This window comes from Roseburia faecis (assembly GCF_001406815.1).
GTDB classification, from domain to species: Bacteria; Bacillota; Clostridia; order Lachnospirales; family Lachnospiraceae; genus Roseburia; species Roseburia faecis.
In genome coordinates, this window is the sequence record NZ_CVRR01000005.1 from 21,609 (window position 1) to 39,510 (window position 17,902).

Genomic DNA, 17,902 nt, shown 5'->3' on the forward strand with positions numbered 1-17,902 from the left:
TATTAAAAAAGGAGCACCATATATGGATGCTCCTTTTCTATTTCTTGTTTTTGCAATCGTCTATTCTTATTTTCTGACAAAATACAGTTCTTTTACAATTGCCGGAGTTGCTGCAGGGCATCATTTTTCAAAATACAGATGCCGTGTTCCTGTATGAACGCTTTCCGCTCCGCTCCGACAAGAATATCCTGTGCATATTCATCCGTCAGATTCGAGAGTCTCCTTAAACTGCCCTCTTCCATACCGGAAAATGTAAGGATCAGCATATAGCGATCCTCGTATTTATAAAGCTGACCCGTAGGCAGATCCGGTGGCATAATGTTTTTTGCATAACGGAGCAGCCTATCAAAATCCGCAAACACTATCGTGGCATAAACAGGAACCTGATCCGGATTTCCCTCGTTTTGCCGTGCTTCATTAATCTGTGCCCACTTCTGCTGTGGAATTGCATTCATCAGTCCATTGACAATATCTTTCAGATGCTCCATCATTTCATCCGATCCCGGATGCTCCGAAAACGTAAGTGCCAGCGTATGGTCTGACATAAAATCAGCACGCACTGTCTTGATGCCCAGTTCAAATTTTGTTTCAAAACTCTGTTCTGCCATATCAAAAATCTGGTTCATAAATTCCTGCGTCCGCTCTCCATTGCTCATAATTTCCTCAATGGTGTATCCCAGATCCTGAATTTCCTGTTCTGATATTACACAACGAATGGTATGTTTTCCAATTTTTGAAAACTTCATACGCTCACCCTCTTTCCTCCAGATGATTCATCTGCCTGATCTTTTGACGTATTCTCTGTAATGCATTGTCGACAGATTTCGGGCTTTTCTTCATCAGCCCTGCGATCTGCATATAGTTATTTCCGTCCAGATAAAATTGCAACACCTGTTTTTCCATCGGACTTAACCGGCTGTTCACCCGGTTCCACAAATCCCTGGACACTTCCTGTTCGATCACCAGCTGCTCCGGGCTGCTGGTAAACCCAATACTGCCTTCTGCCCCCTGCTCAAAAAAAGATAAATAGGAATTCAAAGGCTGATGCTTTTTTCTGTTGGATGCCTCTATTGCAGAATACAGCTGACGATGAATACACAACCCTGCAAAATGGAAAAAACTGCTGTCTTTGTCCAGACAAAAATCCCGGATGGCCTTAAACAATCCAATCATGCCTTCCTGAATCAGATCATCGGTTTCTCCTCCGATCAGATACATGGCATTGGCATATTTGCGGACAAGCGGCTTATATTTTTCGAGAATATAGTCCGTGATCTCTGTTTCTCCCTGCCGGAGTCTTTCAATCAATTTCTCATCCGTACAAGCATCATACTTCATTCTTTTCTTATCCCTTCTTCATCCTCTGACGCACAATCTCATACGAGAGAACTCCTGCAGCCACCGATGCATTTAAGGAATCAATATCTCCCTTCATTGGAATGGAAGCCACCATATCACAGTTTTTCTTTACGAGCGGACTGACTCCATCTCCCTCATTTCCGATCACCAGACCGATCGGTCCGGTCAGATCCATATCGTACATTAAGGTTCCATCCATATCCGCACACACAAACCACATACCGCGGTCTTTGAGTTCTTTCATGGTATTGGAGATATTTGTCACTTTTGCTACCGGTACATAATTAACCGCACCTGCCGATGTACGTGCGACGGTCGGTGTCAGTCCTACGGCACGGCGTTTTGGAATGATTACACCATGTGCCCCTGCCTGATTGGCGGTACGGATAATTGCCCCCAGATTATGTGGATCTTCGATTCCGTCTAAAATCAGGATAAACGGTGGTTCTCCCTTTTTTTCTGCAAGTGCCAGAATGTCTTCCACCCTGGCATAATCATATGCTGCACTGACAGCAATCACACCCTGGTGCTTTCCCGTCTCGGAAATCTGATCGAGGCGTTCTTTTGTCACATAATTGACGATTGTATCGTGCTTTCTTGCCTCTCTGGTAATGGATCTGACCGGTCCATCCTGACAGCCGTCCAGAACATATAATTTATCGATTGTCTTGCCAGAACGAAATGCCTCAAGGACAGCGTTGCGTCCTTCGATATGATTTTCTTTCATTCCGGTAAATGTTTTTTTTTCGTCTTCCATAATTTTTTACCTTATAAACGCAGATGCAAACCATCTGCTGCTTCCTTAATCAATGAAACCAGTCGGTCGAACCGGTCCGTCAGATACAGATATCCCACCAGTGCCTCCAGCCCCGTTGCCTTACGGTAATCCGCCATCGTTGCATTTTTTGCCATGGTTGCCGACTTGGCATTGCGTCCTCTGCGATAGATGTCCGCTTCTTCCTCCGTAAGCATCGGTTCAAGATATTGTATGATAACTGCCTGCGTATGTGCTTTTACAATCTGACTCGTCCGGTGATGCAGCTGGTTGGGACGGGTATTTCCCTTGCCCACAACAACCGACCGGATCACCAGATCAAAAACACCATCCCCGATATAAGCCAGTGTCAGTGGGGAATAGGTCCGGATATCGACATCCGGAACCTCAAATTTTTTCTTGATGTATGCGTCAATTCCTTCACTCATGCATTGCGCTCCCATACGACACCTTCGCGGGTATCTTTGATGGTGATGCCCCGTGCAAGAAGCTCGTCGCGGATTGCATCTGCACGGGCAAAATCTTTCGCTTTCTTTGCCCCGGCACGCTCCGCAATCTTTTCATTGATGAACTGTTCCAGTTCTGCATCCACGCTCGTTCCCGCGTCCAGTCTCTCCTGACCTGCAGTTGTCAGATTCAGTGCCAGCACCTGGTCAAAATCATTCAGCAGTGCCAGCTTTGTCTTTTCACTGATATCTGCCTTTACCACGTCATAGACGATGGTCAGTGCCATGGAAGTATTCAGATCATCACGGATTGCATCTGCAAACTTTTTACGGAATGCTTCAAATGCTTCCTGCTCCATCTCTCCCTCATCTTTGAAGGTGGCAATCTTTTTTACTAATTTTTCGTATGCACTCTCTACGTTGTCCAGATTGTCATAAGAAAATACGAGTGGCTTACGATAATGAGACTGCAGACAGAACATACGGTATGCCAGAGGATCGTATCCTTTGCTCTCCAATAGAGATACCGTCAGGAAATCGCCCTTGGACTTACTCATTTTTCCGGTCTGGTCATTCAGGTGGTTTACATGGAACCAGTATGGGCACCATTTGTGTCCCAGATAGCTTTCGGACTGTGCAATCTCGTTTGTATGGTGTGGAAAAATATTATCTACTCCGCCACAGTGAATATCCATATACTCCCCCAGATGTTTGATTCCGATGCAGGAGCACTCAATATGCCATCCCGGATATCCAACACCCCATGGGCTGTCCCACTTCAATGCCTGATCCTCGAATTTGGATTTTGTAAACCAGAGAACAAAATCGTTTTTATTCCGTTTATTTTCATCTTCCTCCACATCGTCACGCACGCCGACCTGCAGCTGTTCCTTTTCGACTGCGGAAGAAAATACAAAATAATCCTCCAGTCTGCTGGTATCAAAATAAACATTTCCACCGGCCTGATAAGCATATCCCTTTTTAAGAAGTACCTCGATCATGTGAATAAATTCCGGAATGCAATGGGTTGCAGGTTCTACCACATCCGCTTTTTTGATATTTAATTTCCGGCAATCCTCAAAAAATGCATCTGCATAAAATTTTGCCACTTCCATAACGGTCTTGTGCTCACGCTTAGCACCTTTTAACATTTTGTCTTCCCCCGTATCCGCATCGGAAGAAAGGTGTCCCACGTCCGTGATATTCATGACGCGCTTTACATCATACCCCACATAGGAAAGTCCACGCACAAGAATATCCTCCATGATATAGGTACGCAGATTCCCGATATGCGCAAAATGATAAACGGTCGGTCCACAGGTATACATTTTGATTTTGCCATCTTCGTGCGGTATCACTGTCTCAATCTTTCTTGTCAGTGTATTGTAAAAGCGAAATTGATTCTCCATTGTGTCTGTCCTTCCATCTGTTTCTTCTTATATATTTTAAGTGTACAATATTTTCCGGCAAAAGTCACGTCTTATCTATGATCTGCTGCACCCGGAACATCCTGCACATTTACTCCCGCCCCCGACAACCATACTGCTCTCATAAAATCCGTTCAGCATACAGATTGCCTGTGACGAAATTCCTTCTTCCGTTCCGGTAAACCCAAGTCCTTCCTCGGTCGTTGCCTTGATATTGATCTGCTCCTTTGCAATGCCAAGGGTCTTTGCAATATTCTTCTCCATCTGCGCAATATACGGACGCAGCTTTGGCTTCTGTGCAATCACTGTCGCATCAATATTTTCTACCACATAACCATTCTTTTCCAGTAAAAGACGCACATGTTCGAGCAGTTTCATGCTGGAAATTCCCTTATACTGCGGATCGGTATCCGGAAAATGTTTTCCGATATCCCCGAGTGCTGCAGCACCAAGCAGTGCATCCATGATTGCATGCACAAGCACATCCGCATCCGAATGTCCGAGCAGTCCCAGTGTATGCGGAATCTCCACACCTCCGAGAATCAGTGGCCGTCCCTCCACCAGTTTGTGTACATCATAACCCATTCCTACACGCATTTTTCTTCTCCTGTCTTTTTATGATGTTGCTGATTCCAGTTCCCCCTGCAAACAGCTTCCTTATAAATTCTAATGATAACATGCCACCAGGCAAAGCCTGATGACCTTCACAGGCTTCAAGCCTGTTTTATTATAACACAAATTCGGGGGCTGTATCAAACAGTCCCCGAACGAAGTATCACATCAGTTTTCAACTATGCAAGTGCTGCTGTAATGATTGCCATGGAATATACTTCTGATGCATTACATCCACGGGACAGATCATTGATTGGCGCATTCAGACCTAACAAAATCGGACCGTAAGCTTCGAAATTACCAAGTCTCTGTGCAATCTTGTATCCGATATTTCCGGCATTGATATCCGGGAAAATAAAGGTATTTGCATGTCCGGCAACTGAAGAATCCGGGCACTTTGTTCTTGCAACTCTTGGTGATACTGCTGCATCAAACTGTAATTCTCCCTCGATTGGAAGATCCGGGTATTTCTCACGTGCCTTATGTGCTGCATTGCGCATCTTATCTACATCCTCGCCCTTTCCGGAACCAAGTGTAGAGTAGCTTAAAAATGCAACCTTCGGATCTACACCGAAAATTCTTGCACAGGCAGCTGACTCACCGGCGATCTCTACGAGTTCATCCTCGGTCGGATGGATGTTGATCGCACAGTCAGACATTGCAAGAACCTCGTTCTCACCTGTCGCAGACGGACGAACCAGAATAAAGCAGGAAGATACGATGCTGTTGCCAGGTTTTGTCTTAATCAGCTGAAGTGCCGGACGAACGGTATCTGCCGTAGAGTATGTAGCTCCGCCAAGCAGTGCATCCGCAATGCCCATCTTTACAAGCATGGTGCCAAAGTAGTTTGCCTGGGAAAGAATGCCTCTTGCCTGCTCCGGTGTTACTCCCTTGCTCTTTCTTAATTCACAGAACAGATCTACCATCTCATCCATACGGTCAAATTTCTTTGGATCAACGATCTCTGCCCCACGGATATTAAATCCGCTCTCCTCTGCTGCCTTTTCAATTTCATCCGGATCGCCTACAAGGATTGGATGTAAAAAGTTGCTTGCAAGAAGACGGGAAGATGCCTCAAGAATACGAGGATCGCTTCCTTCTGTGAATACAATTTTCTTTGGGCTTTTCTTTAATACTTCAATCAGTTGTCCAAAACCAAACATAATAAATCTCCTTTATCTATACTTAATTTTATTATTAGCTACCACTAATTGTATACTCGTTATTCACGAAATTCAATGCATTTACGTGTTCTAAAATGAGAACATTTTGCACAAAAAGAGACCCCATGCTGATTCTCCATGGGGTCTCCTGTAAAATGAAGGATTTATCACAAATGACGTTTTTACTGTATTTTCTACTGAATTGCCTTAAATGCCTCATCCAGATCCTCAATGATATCATCGATATTTTCTGTACCGATAGAAAGACGGATCGTGTTTGGCTTGATTCCCTGATCTAAAAGTTCTGCCTCATTGCACTCGGAATGTGTGGTGCTTGCCGGATGAATGGCCAGGGACTTCACATCTGCCACGTTTGCAAGCAGTGAGAACAGCTCAAGGTTATCGATGAATTCCTGTGCTTTTTCTGCACCACCCTTGATCTCAAATGTAAAGATAGAACCTCCACCATTCGGGAAATACTTCTTGTAGAGTGCCTGCTGTTCCGGGTCTTTGGAAATGGATGGATGGTTTACTTTTTCTACCTGTGGCTGGTTCTCTAAGTATTTAACAACCTTTAATGCATTCTCCACATGACGCTCTACGCGAAGGGAAAGCGTCTCTAATCCCTGCAGGAAGATAAATGCGTGTACCGGAGAAATGGTAGCACCTGTGTCACGCAGTAAAATTGCACGAATATAAGTAGCAAATGCTGCCGGTGCGCAGTCCTTTGCAAAGCTTACCCCATGGTAAGATACGTTTGGCTCTACCAGCCATGGCCACTTGCTGCTCTGTGTCCAGTCAAATTTTCCGCTGTCGATGATCACACCACCAATGGTAGTTCCGTGTCCACCGATGAACTTTGTAGCAGAATGTAACACAATATCTGCGCCGTGCTCAATCGGGCGAACCAGATACGGAGTCGCGAATGTATTGTCAACAATCAGCGGAATTCCATGCTTGTGTGCAATTCCTGCGATCTTTTCAATATCAACTACTTCAGAGTTTGGATTTCCAAGTGTCTCTATCTCGATGGCTTTGGTGTTATCCTTAATTGCAGCTTCAATCTCTTCATAGTTGAACGGATCTACAAATGTTGCCTCAATGCCATAATCCGGAAGCGTATGTGCCAGAAGATTGTAGGTACCACCGTAGATATTCTTTGCAGCTACAATGTGATCCCCTGCATGCGCAACAGCCTGAAATGCATAAGTTAATGCGGCTGCTCCCGAACCTACCGCAAGTGCCGCAACGCCGCCTTCAAGTGCTGCAATTCTCTGCTCGAAGATATCCTCTGTCGGATTGGTCAGACGTCCGTAAATATTTCCGGCATCCTTTAATCCGAAACGGTCAGCAGCATGCTGGCAGTTATGGAATACATAAGAAGAAGTCAGATAAATCGGAACGGCTCTTGCATCGGTAACTGGGTCTGCCTGCTCCTGTCCTACGTGTAACTGTAATGTTTCAAATTTTAAATTTCTGTCTGCGTAATGTTTTTTGCTCATTTTAATACTCTCCTTTTTCTGCTATTTTTGGAATCACATTTACCTGATCCGGTAAAGTGTGGGGTTTTCGTTTGAACTGGTTATATCATACCACAGAGGTAGGAAAAGTGTTAGTCTTTTATTTTTATAGCTGGTTATAAGTTTTGCTTATAGCCGATTCTACTACAGTACTTTTTGTCATTTTATCAAAAATTCAGAAGCTGGAGAATGCGCTCACTCCCCTGTTCATCCCGGTTATCAATAACAAAATCGCAGATCTCCCGATTCCGTTTCTCCGCATCCAGTGACAACAGGCGAAGTGTTTTCTCCTCGACAGAGAAATCCGACTGCACAATATCCGCAATCATGTCTTCTTTATCTTTTGCCACATAGATAATTGCGGTCGGAAAATGCCGCTTCATGGCAATTGCGCCACACATATCCAGGGACATGACGGCATACTTGCCATCGTCAAGCACCGCCTGGATATCTTCCTTTTTTGTTCCGTAATGCACCCCGGCGTACATGGTGCGTTCAAAGAAATCCTGCTGTGCAAACTGTTCTTTTGTCAGATAATGATGCTTGCTGCTTTTCTTGGTGCAGTAGGTTTTCGGATTGACAAAGCGATCCTCCTGACATAATTTTTTGGTCAATGCGTCTTTTCCGGAACCGGACGGTCCTACCAGTGCCAGAACCGATGGATTTTTTATTTCCATCGTGCGCGTCTGCGAGGCATGGATGATCTGCCTGACCAGAGAAACAAATTCACTCATCTGATTCACGGACAGGAGTCCTGTCATCTTCCAGTTCCACGGCTTACGCATCAGCACCGGATACGTGGCCGGTGTCTCAAGCACATTATGAATGGCATCATCCAGGATGATATCAAACTGCACCAGATTCTTGGCATTGCCCAGAATAATATTCTCCGGCGGGAATTCCGGAAATGCTGTAAGAATCTGTTTTGCACGGATTCCCATAAATGCCGGTGCTACCGCAGTGATAAAATAAACATCCGCAATTTCCATCAGACGGTACACAGCTTTTTTGTTTTTCTCCGGAACCTGCTGGCGTGCATAGAGTTCTTCGTCCTCGTAAAATTCCCTGATAATACCTGTACGTCCACGGTTTTCCCAGGTATCAATCTCCTCAAGCCGAAGCGGCGGATCGATATGATATTTTTCATTTGCCATGGCAATTGCGATACTGTTAAACGGTGCTGTTACATCATCCCAGTCCAGTCCGATCTTCGGTCTTAACATCCACCCGTGCCCCCTTCTTTGTTTCTAAATCTGCCGATTTACTCCTCGACAGAAACCAGTTCAATGGTAAAATTCAGCTCTTTTCCTGCCATCTCGTGGTTTGCATCAAATGTGATGGTAGTATCATCCTTTGATACTACTTTTACCGGGAATGGCTGTCCGGCTGCATTCTGCAGATAAACCTGCTGTCCGGCTTCGAGTTCTTCAGCTCCCGGAAGCTGTGCCAGTTCCACTGTAAAAATGGCGTCCGGATCTGGCTGTCCGTATGCTTCCTCCGGCATCAGGTGAACCTCTGTCGTCTGTCCGACCTCCATGCTGGCAACTGCTGCATCAAATCCTTTGATCATCATCCCTGCACCGCATACAAATTCCAATGGCTCTCCTCTGTCATAAGAGGAATCAAACTGTGTTCCATCGTTAAATGTGCCGCGATAATGTGTTCTGCATTTCTTTCCAACATTCTTTCCTTCAATGGTAGTGCTTTTTATATTTTCCATATCAATTCTCCTGTTCAGGTTTTTATAATATAACAAAAAGCTTGTGATCCATGACCACAAGCCTGTATAGTAGCGAGGGAGAGACTCGAACTCTCAACCTCCCGGGTATGAACCGGACGCTCTAGCCAGTTGAGCCACCTCGCCATATTTAGTTCCATCAGTTTTTCTGATGAATGGGACCTACAGGGCTCGAACCTGTGACCCTCTGCTTGTAAGGCAGATGCTCTCCCAGCTGAGCTAAGATCCCATTTCGTGTTGGCCGCTCTCGCAACCGACTTCGTTAGTATATCGTACGAGAACAGATATGTCAACACTTTTTTTGAATTTTTGTATTTTTGTATTTGTTGTAACTATTCCAAACAAATTTCCATGCAGGATTGTCCCACACATGCTATGCAAGCAGCCGCTCTACCAGGCGCACACACTCCGCGGCATCCTTTGAATACCCATCGGCTCCGATCTCATCTGCAAAACTCTGTGTGATGCAGGCTCCTCCAATGATCACCTTGCTCTTGCAGCCTTTCTCCTTACAAAGCTCCACAACATCCTGCATACGCATCATCGTGGTAGTCATCAGCGCGGACAGCCCGATAATCGCAGCATTTTCACGAATCGCGGTATCCACGATATCTTCACACGGCACATCTTTTCCCATATCAATCACGTTGTAGCCATAATTTTTCAGCATCAGTACGACAAGATTTTTTCCGATATCATGGATATCCCCCTCTACCGTTGCAATGACAAGCGTCGGCATCTCCTGTCCATCGTTCTTCTTCTCCAGCATCGGCTCGAGATAATCAATGGCAAGTTTCATGGTATTTGCACTGGCAATCAGCTGCGGCAGGAAATATTTTTTCTGTTCAAAAAATTCCCCGACTTTATTGATGGCTGCAATCAGCTGGTCATTGATGATCTCCTCCGGCTTTGCGCCGTCTGCAATTGCCTTTTTCACTTCATCTATAATGCTTCCTTTATTTCCTTTTAAAACCGCTGTCGTAACAGGATCTGCTTTTTCTTCCACAGATGCCGTGCCACCCGCAGCACCTTCTTTTTTCACAACAACCGTCTCATATTTTGCCTTTTCCTCTGCCAGTTTATTCATACGCTCGATGTAGCGGATGTCACTGTCCGGACGGTGCAGCAGCATGTCCGAAGCAAATGCGGCATTCATCAAAAGTTCCTGCGACGGATTGGCAATCGCCATGGTAAGCCCCCGGCAGATGGCCATGGTAAGAAATGCCGTATTGACAAAACTCCGCTCCGGCAGGCCAAACGAAATATTCGACAGACCACAGATCGTCGGAAGCTTCCTGATATCCTTACAATAAGAGATGGTATCATAACATTCTTTCGCAGCCTCTGGATTGGCTCCGATTGTGGCAACCAGCCCATCCACGACAATATCCTCGTGTGCCATTCCCAGCTCCATGGCACGGTCATATACGGTATCGATAATCTCATGCTTTTCTTTGGCATCCTTTGGCAGTCCCTCATCGGAAAGCGGAAGCAGGACAAACATAGCCCCGTACTTTTTTGCCAGCGGAAGCATATGCTCGATTTTTTCTGTCTCAAGGGAAACGGAGTTGATCAGTGCTCTTCCCGGATAGACACGCAGTGCCTCTTCCATAACATCAATATGGCTGGTATCGAGGCAAAGCGGACAATCTACCGTCGCCGCAACTTCATAGATCACCTGCTTCATCATTTCTTTTTCGTCAATGCCGTTCATTCCCATATTGATGTCAAGGATGGCTGCCCCGTTTTCCTCCTGCGCCATTGCCATCTCACGCACAAGATCCAGTTTTCCTTCGCGCAGCTGGGCCTGCAGTTTTTTCTTTCCGGTCGGATTGATCCGTTCCCCGACCACCAGGAAATTGCCATCCAGACCAACTTCTACATTTTTGCGCTCAGACGCAAGAATCCTGCGATGCGATGCAAGCGGCCTGTGAAGTTCCATCCCCCGCGTTGCATCCGAAAGTGCCTTGATATGCTTTTCCGTTGTACCGCAGCATCCACCTACAATGGCTGCTCCCGCTTTTACCAGTGCCACACCTGCCCCGGCAAATTCTTCCGGTGTCATGCGGTACACCGTTTTCTTTCCCTCGAGTTCCGGGAGTCCGGCGTTTGGCTTTGCGATGAGCGGAATCGTAGCATATTCTGCCATCTTTTCCACCAGAGGTACCATCTCCATCGGACCGGTAGAACAGTTTACACCGATCGCATCCACACCCAGAGACTGCAGTACGACCACAGCCGTCTCCGGAGGTGTTCCAAATAATGTCCGTCCGTCTTCGTTGTAGGTAAGTGTCACCATGATTGGAAGATCACAGACTTCCCGGATCGCAATCACTGCCGCACGACATTCCTGCAGACTCATCATGGTTTCTACCACAAACAGGTCCACCCCTGCTTTTGCCAGCACCGATGCCTGCTCCTTGTATACGTCCACCAGTTCTTCAAACAACAGCTCTCCCATCGGAAACAGCTGCTGGCCGGTCATCGTCATGTCACCTGCAACCAGTGCCTGATCGCCCACCGCCTGCCGGGAAAGTGCTACCAGCTGCGTGTTGATTTCTTCCAGCCTCTCCTGCAGACCATATTCTTCCAGTTTGATCCGGTTTCCGGTAAACGTGGAGGCATATACGATATGGCTGCCGGCTTCTACATACCGCCTCTGCAGATCGAGCAGTACCTGCGGATTTTCCAGCACCCAGCTTTCCGGACACACTCCAATCGGCATACCTGCCTCCATCAGATTCGTTCCCGTTGCACCATCTAAAATAACCGGACCATGTTCCCTGATAAATCCGGCAAATTCTGTCTTTGTCATTTTGCATTCCTCACTTGCAGTTTCGTTTCGTTCTATTTATAATAATACCGCAGATTATTTCTACGTCATGCGTAACAATATCATACCTTATCACAGAAAAAAAAGAAAGTGAGAATCTATCATGAAAGACATAAAATTAGTTGCACTGGATCTCGACGGTACGCTGTTTGACAACAGCAGCCGCATCAGCAAACGCAATCTTACGGCAATCCGCAGCATTACAGACAAAGGCATCCATGTCGTAATCTCCACCGGCCGCCCATTTGAGGGAATCCCGTTTGACCAGATCAAAGGCACCGGAATCAACTATGCCATCACCGCAAACGGCAGCGGAATCTATGAGATTTCCACCGGAAAATGCCTGTATGAAAATGCCATGGATGAAGAGCTGGTCACCCCGATTTTAAACTTCCTTCTCACACGTGATATCCATATGGATGCATTTATCGGCGGAAAAGGCTACACCCCGGTCCAGTGCGTAGAAACAGCACAAAAACTGACCGTGCCTTCTTCGATCAAAAACTATATTATCACCACACGCACACGGCTGGACAATATCCTGCAGTTTATCCATGAAAATCAGTTAAAGGTCCAGAAAATGACTCTGAATTTCTATCCAGCAGCCGATGGAACACTCATTGACCGCGAAACCGTCCGCAAATTTCTCGTGTCCAATCCGTCAATTACTACCGTCTGCGGCGGATACAACAACCTGGAATTCACGCGTGCAGATGCAAACAAGGGCGTTGGCTTACGAAAACTTGCCGAAATTCTCGGTGTCAATCCGGATGCCACCATGGCAATCGGTGACACCGAAAATGATCTTGCCATCATTGAGGCTGCCGGTATCGGTGTGGCAATGGGAAATGCCACTGATGCCGTCAAAGCCCGGGCAGATTACGTCACCACAACGAATACCAAGGACGGGGTGGCAGCGGCCATCGAACATTTTATCCTGTAATTTCACTCACCGCGCAACAACCCGATATTTTTCTTTAAAGATGCAATGACTGCATCAACCTGCCGGCGGTCGGTCTCCCTTCCCATGGTAAAACGTACACTGCCTGGTGCATAATTTTTTGGTACGTGTATGGCTTCAATCACATGGGAGATCCGTGTCTGTCCGGTATTGCACGCAGATCCTGCGGAAGCACAGATTCCGTCTTCTTCGAGAAGCACCAGAAGGGATGTCGCATCAATCCCCTCAAAACTGAAATTCACATTTCCCGGCAGGCGCTTATGCGGATGCCCATTTAACCTTCCCTGCGGAATCTCCCGTAATACCCGTTCCACAAAATAATTACGCAGCCGCACAATCCGCGGACGCACGACCTGCATCTCTTCCACTGCAATTTCAAGTGCCTTTGCCATCCCCACAATTCCTGCCACATTCTCGGTTCCTGCCCGTTTGCCGTTTTCCTGACTGCCTCCGTGAATATACGACGGCAGATCCCGGTCTTTTCTCACAAACAAAAAGCCAACCCCTTTCGGACCGTGGAATTTATGTGCACTTGCACTCAGATAATCCACCGGAAGCTGGTTCATGGAAAGCGGAATCTGCCCGATGGCCTGCACCGCATCGGTGTGAAATAATGTTCCCGTCCCCCGCAGCATGGATGCAACCGCATCCAGCGGTTCGATCGTTCCAATCTCGTTATTTCCCGTCATAACGGAAACCAATGTGGTATCTTCCCGCAATACTTCCCGCAACTGTGCCAGATCAATCACTCCGTATGCATCGACATCCAGATAAGTCAGTTCATATCCCAGTTTCTCCAGATATTCACATGAGCGCAGCACCGCATGATGTTCGATTTTGCTTGTGATCACATGTTTCCCTTTTTCCTTTTTCTCCGCCGCCACATTTTTGATTACCCAGTTATCCGATTCGCTCCCCCCGGATGTAAAAAAAATCTCCTCCGGCTTTGCCTTAATCAGCATGGCAATCTGTTCTCTTGCCCCTTCTAATGCCTCCCGTGTGCGGCGCCCCATTTCGTAAGATGTGGAGGCGTTTCCATATTCTTCCATGAGATACGGCTCCATAGCCTTGCGCACCTGCGGAAGCATTTCGGTTGTGGCCGCATGATCCATATAGATTTTACAGCTCATATTCTGCACCATCCCCTCATACAATAGTTATCAAGTTTTCCATTTGGAGTTCCCATTGAACATTTCCCGATTCCTAAAAAATCCTCTGATTACCGGCACCCTTCTGATGACGGCTTCCGGTATTGCCAGCCGTATCATCGGCTTCTTCTATAGGATATTCCTGGCACAGACAATTGGTGCAGAAGCGCTCGGAGTCTATCAGCTGATTGCACCCGTTTTTGCAATGTGTTTCGCCCTGACTGCCTCCTCCATCCAGACATCCATTTCCAAATTTGTCGGCGATGCCTGCGGCAAAAACGCAGGAACATCGCAGGGAGAAATAACTGCACGCGGATATCTGCTGCTCGGTCTGGTCATCTCCTGCACAGCCTCTGTAATCGTCGGTATTTTTCTTTACACACAGGCAGACTGGATCGCCCTGCATTTTCTCGGAGAGCTCCGCTGCGCTCCCCTCCTTTCGCTCCTTAGCTTTTCCATGCTTCCCTGCTGCATCCACGCCTGTATCAACGGTTATTACTATGGAAAAAAGCGGGCAGGAATTCCCTCGTTCTGTCAGCTGGTGGAACAGCTTGCACGCGTGGGAAGTGTATGGCTGATCTATCAGTACACGCTGGAAAAAGGCATGGAGCTGACGGCGTTCCACGCGGTTGCCGGTCTTGTGGCCGGGGAATGTTCCGGTCTTATCACCAGTCTGATTGCCATGTCTTTGGAAAAACGGCTTCCCGGACACTCCTACCACACCCTTTCCGGTCAGTGGAAAACGATGGGCAAACTGTTTTCTTCCATGGCGGTTCCGCTTACCATCAACCGGGTGACGACAGCTCTTTTCAACAGCCTGGAGAATCTTCTGATCCCGCAAAAACTTCAGGCATTTGGTTACAGTGCTTCGGATGCCCTGAGTATTTTTGGTATCCTGACCGGTATGACCATGTCCATCATTCTGTTTCCCAGTGTACTGACCAATTCCTTTTCCGTCCTTTTACTTCCGGCTGTCTCGGAAGCCCACAGTGCACACAACCACGCACAGATTGCGCGAGCGATAAAAAAAGCAATCCTGTACGGACTGCTTCTTGGCTTTGTTTTTACGATTCTGTTTCTGGTTTTCGGTGACCGGATGGGCGAAGTTCTGTTTCACAATACGCTGGCCGGCAATTTTATCTGCCAGCTCTCCTGGCTGTGTCCCCTGCTGTATGTCACCAGTCTGCTGAACAGTATTCTGCATGGACTCGGCAATGCCCGGCAGGTTTTGTTTGTCACACTGCTGGCATGCATGATCAGGATCTGCATGATTCTATTTCTCGTCCCACAGTACGGAATCGATGCATATCTGTGGGGGATGCTGCTGTCCTATGTATTTGCTGCGATTGCAGACATTCTTTTGCTTATGCCTTATTCCCGTGCCGGATGATTCCTCACTTTTTGATCTCCCTCAGGCAGAAAAAACGCCGGTTTCCACAGATCACTCTGCCGGAACCGGCGTTTCTTTATCAAGACTTTTCTATTATAAGGTGCGATTATACACGGGACAGATACTCACCTGTTCTGGTATCAATCTTGATCTTGTCTCCCTGCTCTACGAACAGAGGAACGTTTACGTTTGCACCTGTCTCAACAGTAGCAGGCTTGGTAGCACCTGTAGCGGTATCTCCCTTGAATCCCGGCTCTGTCTCTGTAATCTCAAGCTCTACGAAAAGAGGTGGCTCTACTGCAAATACATTGCCCTTGTGAGAACAGATCTTAACCATCTCGTTCTCCTTAACAAACTTCAGTGCATCACCGACACTGTCCTTTGTCAGGTCAATCTGGTCATAAGTCTCTACATCCATGAAATGATAGAAATCATCATCGGAATACAGATACTGCATGTCCTTACGATCAATGTGAGCAGTCGGACACTTCTCTGTCGGACGGAATGTCTTTTCTACTACACCACCACTGACGATATTTTTTAATTTTGTTCTAACGAATGCTGCACCCTTACCTGGCTTTACATGCTGAAATTCGATAATCTGATAAATGTTACCTTCAAGTTCGATGGTAACACCATTTCTGAAATCTCCTGCTGAAATCATTCGATCTTCCTCCTTAAATTACGAGTATAAAGTCTCTCGACTTACAATTTTACTATAAAATGGAATACTTTTCAAGTATTTTATTTGTTCCGTTTTTCGATGTCCGCAAGCATAGCCACGCGTGTCGCATGACGTCCACCAAGAAATTCCGCATTCAGATAAGCCTTCACAATATCCTTTGCCAGCTCCACTCCGACAATTCTTGCACCAAACGCGATGATATTTGCATCGTTGTGCTCTTTTACCAGATGCGCGGTTGTCACATCCGAGCAGACAGCTGCACGTACTCCGTTTACTTTATTGGCAGCAATGGAAATTCCGACACCCGTTCCACAGATCAAAACTGCACAATCCACTTCTCCGTCAGCCACTGCACGTCCTACTTTTTCTCCGATCTCCGGATAATTACAGCTTTCTGCGGTATCCACCCCATAATTTACAACCTCATGTCCCATGCTCTCAATAAATTCTTTGATCTGCATTTTCAGTTCTACTGCTGCATGATCATTTCCAATCCCGACTTTCATCACAACTCTCCTTTTCGTTTTTGCACTTCTTTTATCTTACTGCTTCAACGAACTTTCGTCAAATAGAAAACGACCGGCTGTGTACGGTCACGCATAGAAAATTCTGCAAAAAGAAAATTTATCCTACAAAATGGATGAATCCTCCTTTTTTGCAACAGATGGGTACTTTGGTTTTACGATTTTACGGTGCAGACGATAACATAAAAGCACAATTGCCTCCAGCCGGCGCTTTAACACGATCTGGATTTCTTCTTTCGGGTGGATCGGTTTTACAAGGATCGTGCGGATTCCTGCTAAATTTGCCCCACACACATCCGTAAAGATCTGATCTCCCACAAAAAGTGTATTTGTCGTGTCCGTGCCAAGGATCCCCATCGCTTTGCGATACCCGGACGGCTTTGGCTTTCCTGCTTTGTAAATATAATTGACATGCACGGCATCATTGAACATTTTCACACGCGGCTCCCTGTTGTTCGAAAGAAGCATACAATGAAAACCCAGTTCCTTTAAATGTGCAAACAAAGAAATCGCCCGCTCATCCGCAGGCGCTCCATGTGGTACGAGGGTGTTATCAATATCAAATATAATTCCCCGGTATCCTTCTTTATATAATTGATCAAAATCTATGCTGTAAGTGGAATCCAGATATTCATCCGGATATAGAAATGCGCACATAGGTCTCTCCTTTGTGTGTTATGTACTAAAGGGAAAAATTCTCTCCGGAACGCAAAGCAGAAATCCCGGTATCCAACGGGGTCTTCTTCACTCCGGTATCCTGCGTTCCCACAAAATACTGATACTGCTGCAACACCTGATCCTTTTCCATATCGGAAATTGCTTTCTGCATATCCTGAAATATTCATAAGCACCTCTGGTTACAAATTCATCCGAGCATTTTTTTCAGCTCATTCATAAATGTGTTTACATCTTTGAATTCACGGTATACCGATGCGAAACGCACGTAGGCAACCGGATCTAAATCCTTTAACTTATCCATGAGAATTTCACCGATCAAAGCACTTGGTATCTCTTTTTCCTCACGGTTAAAAATTTCGATTTCCACATCATCCACAAGCTTTGAGATCTGTTCTGCCGAAATTGGCCGCTTGTGACATGCAAGCAATACGCCTTTTTCGATTTTTGTCCGGTTGTACTGCTCACGATTGTTATCTTTTTTTATAATGATCAGGGGAATGGTTTCCACCTTTTCATAGGTTGTAAAACGCTTTCCGCAATCATCGCAAAGTCTTCTTCTGCGAATCGAATTATTGTCATCCGCAGGACGCGAATCAATCACTCTTGTATTTTCACTGCTGCAATACGGACATTTCATAGGATT

At 46.2% G+C, this 17,902-nt stretch carries 18 protein-coding genes, 2 tRNA genes and 1 pseudogene; 2 read left to right on the forward strand and 19 right to left on the reverse strand.

The window, feature by feature from the left end; genetic code table 11:
• Positions 1–92 precede the first annotated feature (92 nt).
• The 13 genes and pseudogenes from M72_RS01100 to M72_RS01160 all read right to left on the reverse strand — a co-directional run bounded on the left by M72_RS01100 (position 93) and on the right by M72_RS01160 (position 11,855).
• Positions 93–746, reverse strand: coding sequence for an adaptor protein MecA (locus M72_RS01100; RefSeq protein WP_055066874.1), 654 nt, complete (start codon positions 744–746; stop codon positions 93–95).
• A 4-nt stretch (positions 747–750) separates the two neighbouring features.
• A complete protein-coding gene (locus M72_RS01105; RefSeq protein ID WP_055066875.1) occupies positions 751–1,338 on the reverse strand; it encodes a sigma-70 family RNA polymerase sigma factor in 588 nt (195 codons plus the stop codon).
• 7 nt (positions 1,339–1,345) lie between these two features.
• Entirely contained in the window at positions 1,346–2,116 is a 771-nt protein-coding gene (gene rlmB, locus M72_RS01110) for a 23S rRNA (guanosine(2251)-2'-O)-methyltransferase RlmB (protein ID WP_055066876.1), read from the reverse strand.
• Between the two features lie 11 nt (positions 2,117–2,127).
• Positions 2,128–2,562 (reverse strand): Mini-ribonuclease 3, encoded by a 435-nt coding sequence (locus M72_RS01115; protein ID WP_022046058.1) that lies wholly within the window; start codon positions 2,560–2,562, stop codon positions 2,128–2,130.
• A complete protein-coding gene (gene cysS, locus M72_RS01120) occupies positions 2,559–3,989 on the reverse strand; it encodes a cysteine--tRNA ligase (protein ID WP_055066877.1) in 1,431 nt (476 codons plus the stop codon). The genes M72_RS01115 and cysS overlap by 4 nt, the downstream gene beginning before the upstream one ends.
• Positions 3,990–4,064: 75 nt before the next feature.
• The gene (gene ispF, locus M72_RS01125) at positions 4,065–4,604 is read right to left on the reverse strand and encodes a 2-C-methyl-D-erythritol 2,4-cyclodiphosphate synthase (protein WP_055066878.1); all 540 of its coding nucleotides are present in this window, start codon (positions 4,602–4,604) and stop codon (positions 4,065–4,067) included.
• Positions 4,605–4,798: 194 nt separating this feature from the next.
• A complete protein-coding gene (gene pta / locus M72_RS01130) occupies positions 4,799–5,782 on the reverse strand; it encodes a phosphate acetyltransferase (protein ID WP_022046055.1) in 984 nt (327 codons plus the stop codon).
• Positions 5,783–5,976: 194 nt separating this feature from the next.
• Positions 5,977–7,284 carry an O-acetylhomoserine aminocarboxypropyltransferase/cysteine synthase family protein gene (locus M72_RS01135; RefSeq protein ID WP_055066879.1) on the reverse strand — a complete coding sequence of 436 codons (1,308 nt, stop codon included), beginning with the start codon at positions 7,282–7,284 and terminating at the stop codon, positions 5,977–5,979.
• 185 nt (positions 7,285–7,469) lie between these two features.
• Positions 7,470–8,525, reverse strand: a complete 1,056-nt coding sequence (locus tag M72_RS01140; RefSeq protein WP_022046053.1) for a 5' nucleotidase, NT5C type — start codon at positions 8,523–8,525, stop codon at positions 7,470–7,472.
• 38 nt (positions 8,526–8,563) lie between these two features.
• A pseudogene (locus M72_RS01145) lies at positions 8,564–8,998 on the reverse strand (FKBP-type peptidyl-prolyl cis-trans isomerase); the annotation flags it as partial.
• A gap of 94 nt (positions 8,999–9,092) precedes the next feature.
• Positions 9,093–9,166, reverse strand: a tRNA-Met gene (locus tag M72_RS01150).
• 30 nt (positions 9,167–9,196) lie between these two features.
• Positions 9,197–9,269, reverse strand: a tRNA-Val gene (locus M72_RS01155).
• Between the two features lie 144 nt (positions 9,270–9,413).
• Positions 9,414–11,855, reverse strand: a complete 2,442-nt coding sequence (locus M72_RS01160; protein ID WP_055066880.1) for a homocysteine S-methyltransferase family protein — start codon at positions 11,853–11,855, stop codon at positions 9,414–9,416.
• A gap of 121 nt (positions 11,856–11,976) precedes the next feature.
• Here M72_RS01160 and M72_RS01165 point away from each other — a divergent pair, with 121 nt between their 5' ends.
• Entirely contained in the window at positions 11,977–12,816 is an 840-nt protein-coding gene (locus tag M72_RS01165; protein WP_155176944.1) for a Cof-type HAD-IIB family hydrolase, read from the forward strand.
• A 2-nt stretch (positions 12,817–12,818) separates the two neighbouring features.
• On the opposite strand, the gene M72_RS01170 is transcribed toward M72_RS01165, so the two are convergent.
• Positions 12,819–13,964 (reverse strand): cysteine desulfurase family protein, encoded by a 1,146-nt coding sequence (locus M72_RS01170; protein ID WP_055067117.1) that lies wholly within the window; start codon positions 13,962–13,964, stop codon positions 12,819–12,821.
• A gap of 55 nt (positions 13,965–14,019) precedes the next feature.
• Between M72_RS01170 and M72_RS01175 the strand changes: the two genes are divergently transcribed.
• Positions 14,020–15,372, forward strand: a complete 1,353-nt coding sequence (locus M72_RS01175; RefSeq protein ID WP_141652674.1) for a polysaccharide biosynthesis protein — start codon at positions 14,020–14,022, stop codon at positions 15,370–15,372.
• Positions 15,373–15,478: 106 nt separating this feature from the next.
• Here M72_RS01175 and efp read toward each other — a convergent pair whose 3' ends face one another.
• From efp to nrdR, 5 genes are all read right to left on the reverse strand, one after another.
• Positions 15,479–16,036 (reverse strand): elongation factor P, encoded by a 558-nt coding sequence (gene efp / locus M72_RS01180; protein ID WP_022046047.1) that lies wholly within the window; start codon positions 16,034–16,036, stop codon positions 15,479–15,481.
• Between the two features lie 80 nt (positions 16,037–16,116).
• Positions 16,117–16,563: a ribose 5-phosphate isomerase B gene (gene rpiB, locus M72_RS01185; RefSeq protein WP_022046046.1), complete on the reverse strand. Its 447-nt coding sequence runs from the start codon at positions 16,561–16,563 to the stop codon at positions 16,117–16,119.
• 123 nt (positions 16,564–16,686) lie between these two features.
• Positions 16,687–17,238 (reverse strand): YqeG family HAD IIIA-type phosphatase, encoded by a 552-nt coding sequence (locus tag M72_RS01190; protein ID WP_022046045.1) that lies wholly within the window; start codon positions 17,236–17,238, stop codon positions 16,687–16,689.
• 25 nt (positions 17,239–17,263) lie between these two features.
• Positions 17,264–17,410: a hypothetical protein gene (locus tag M72_RS17005; RefSeq protein ID WP_155176946.1), complete on the reverse strand. Its 147-nt coding sequence runs from the start codon at positions 17,408–17,410 to the stop codon at positions 17,264–17,266.
• Between the two features lie 36 nt (positions 17,411–17,446).
• Entirely contained in the window at positions 17,447–17,896 is a 450-nt protein-coding gene (nrdR, locus tag M72_RS01195) for a transcriptional regulator NrdR (protein WP_022046044.1), read from the reverse strand.
• Positions 17,897–17,902 lie beyond the last annotated feature (6 nt).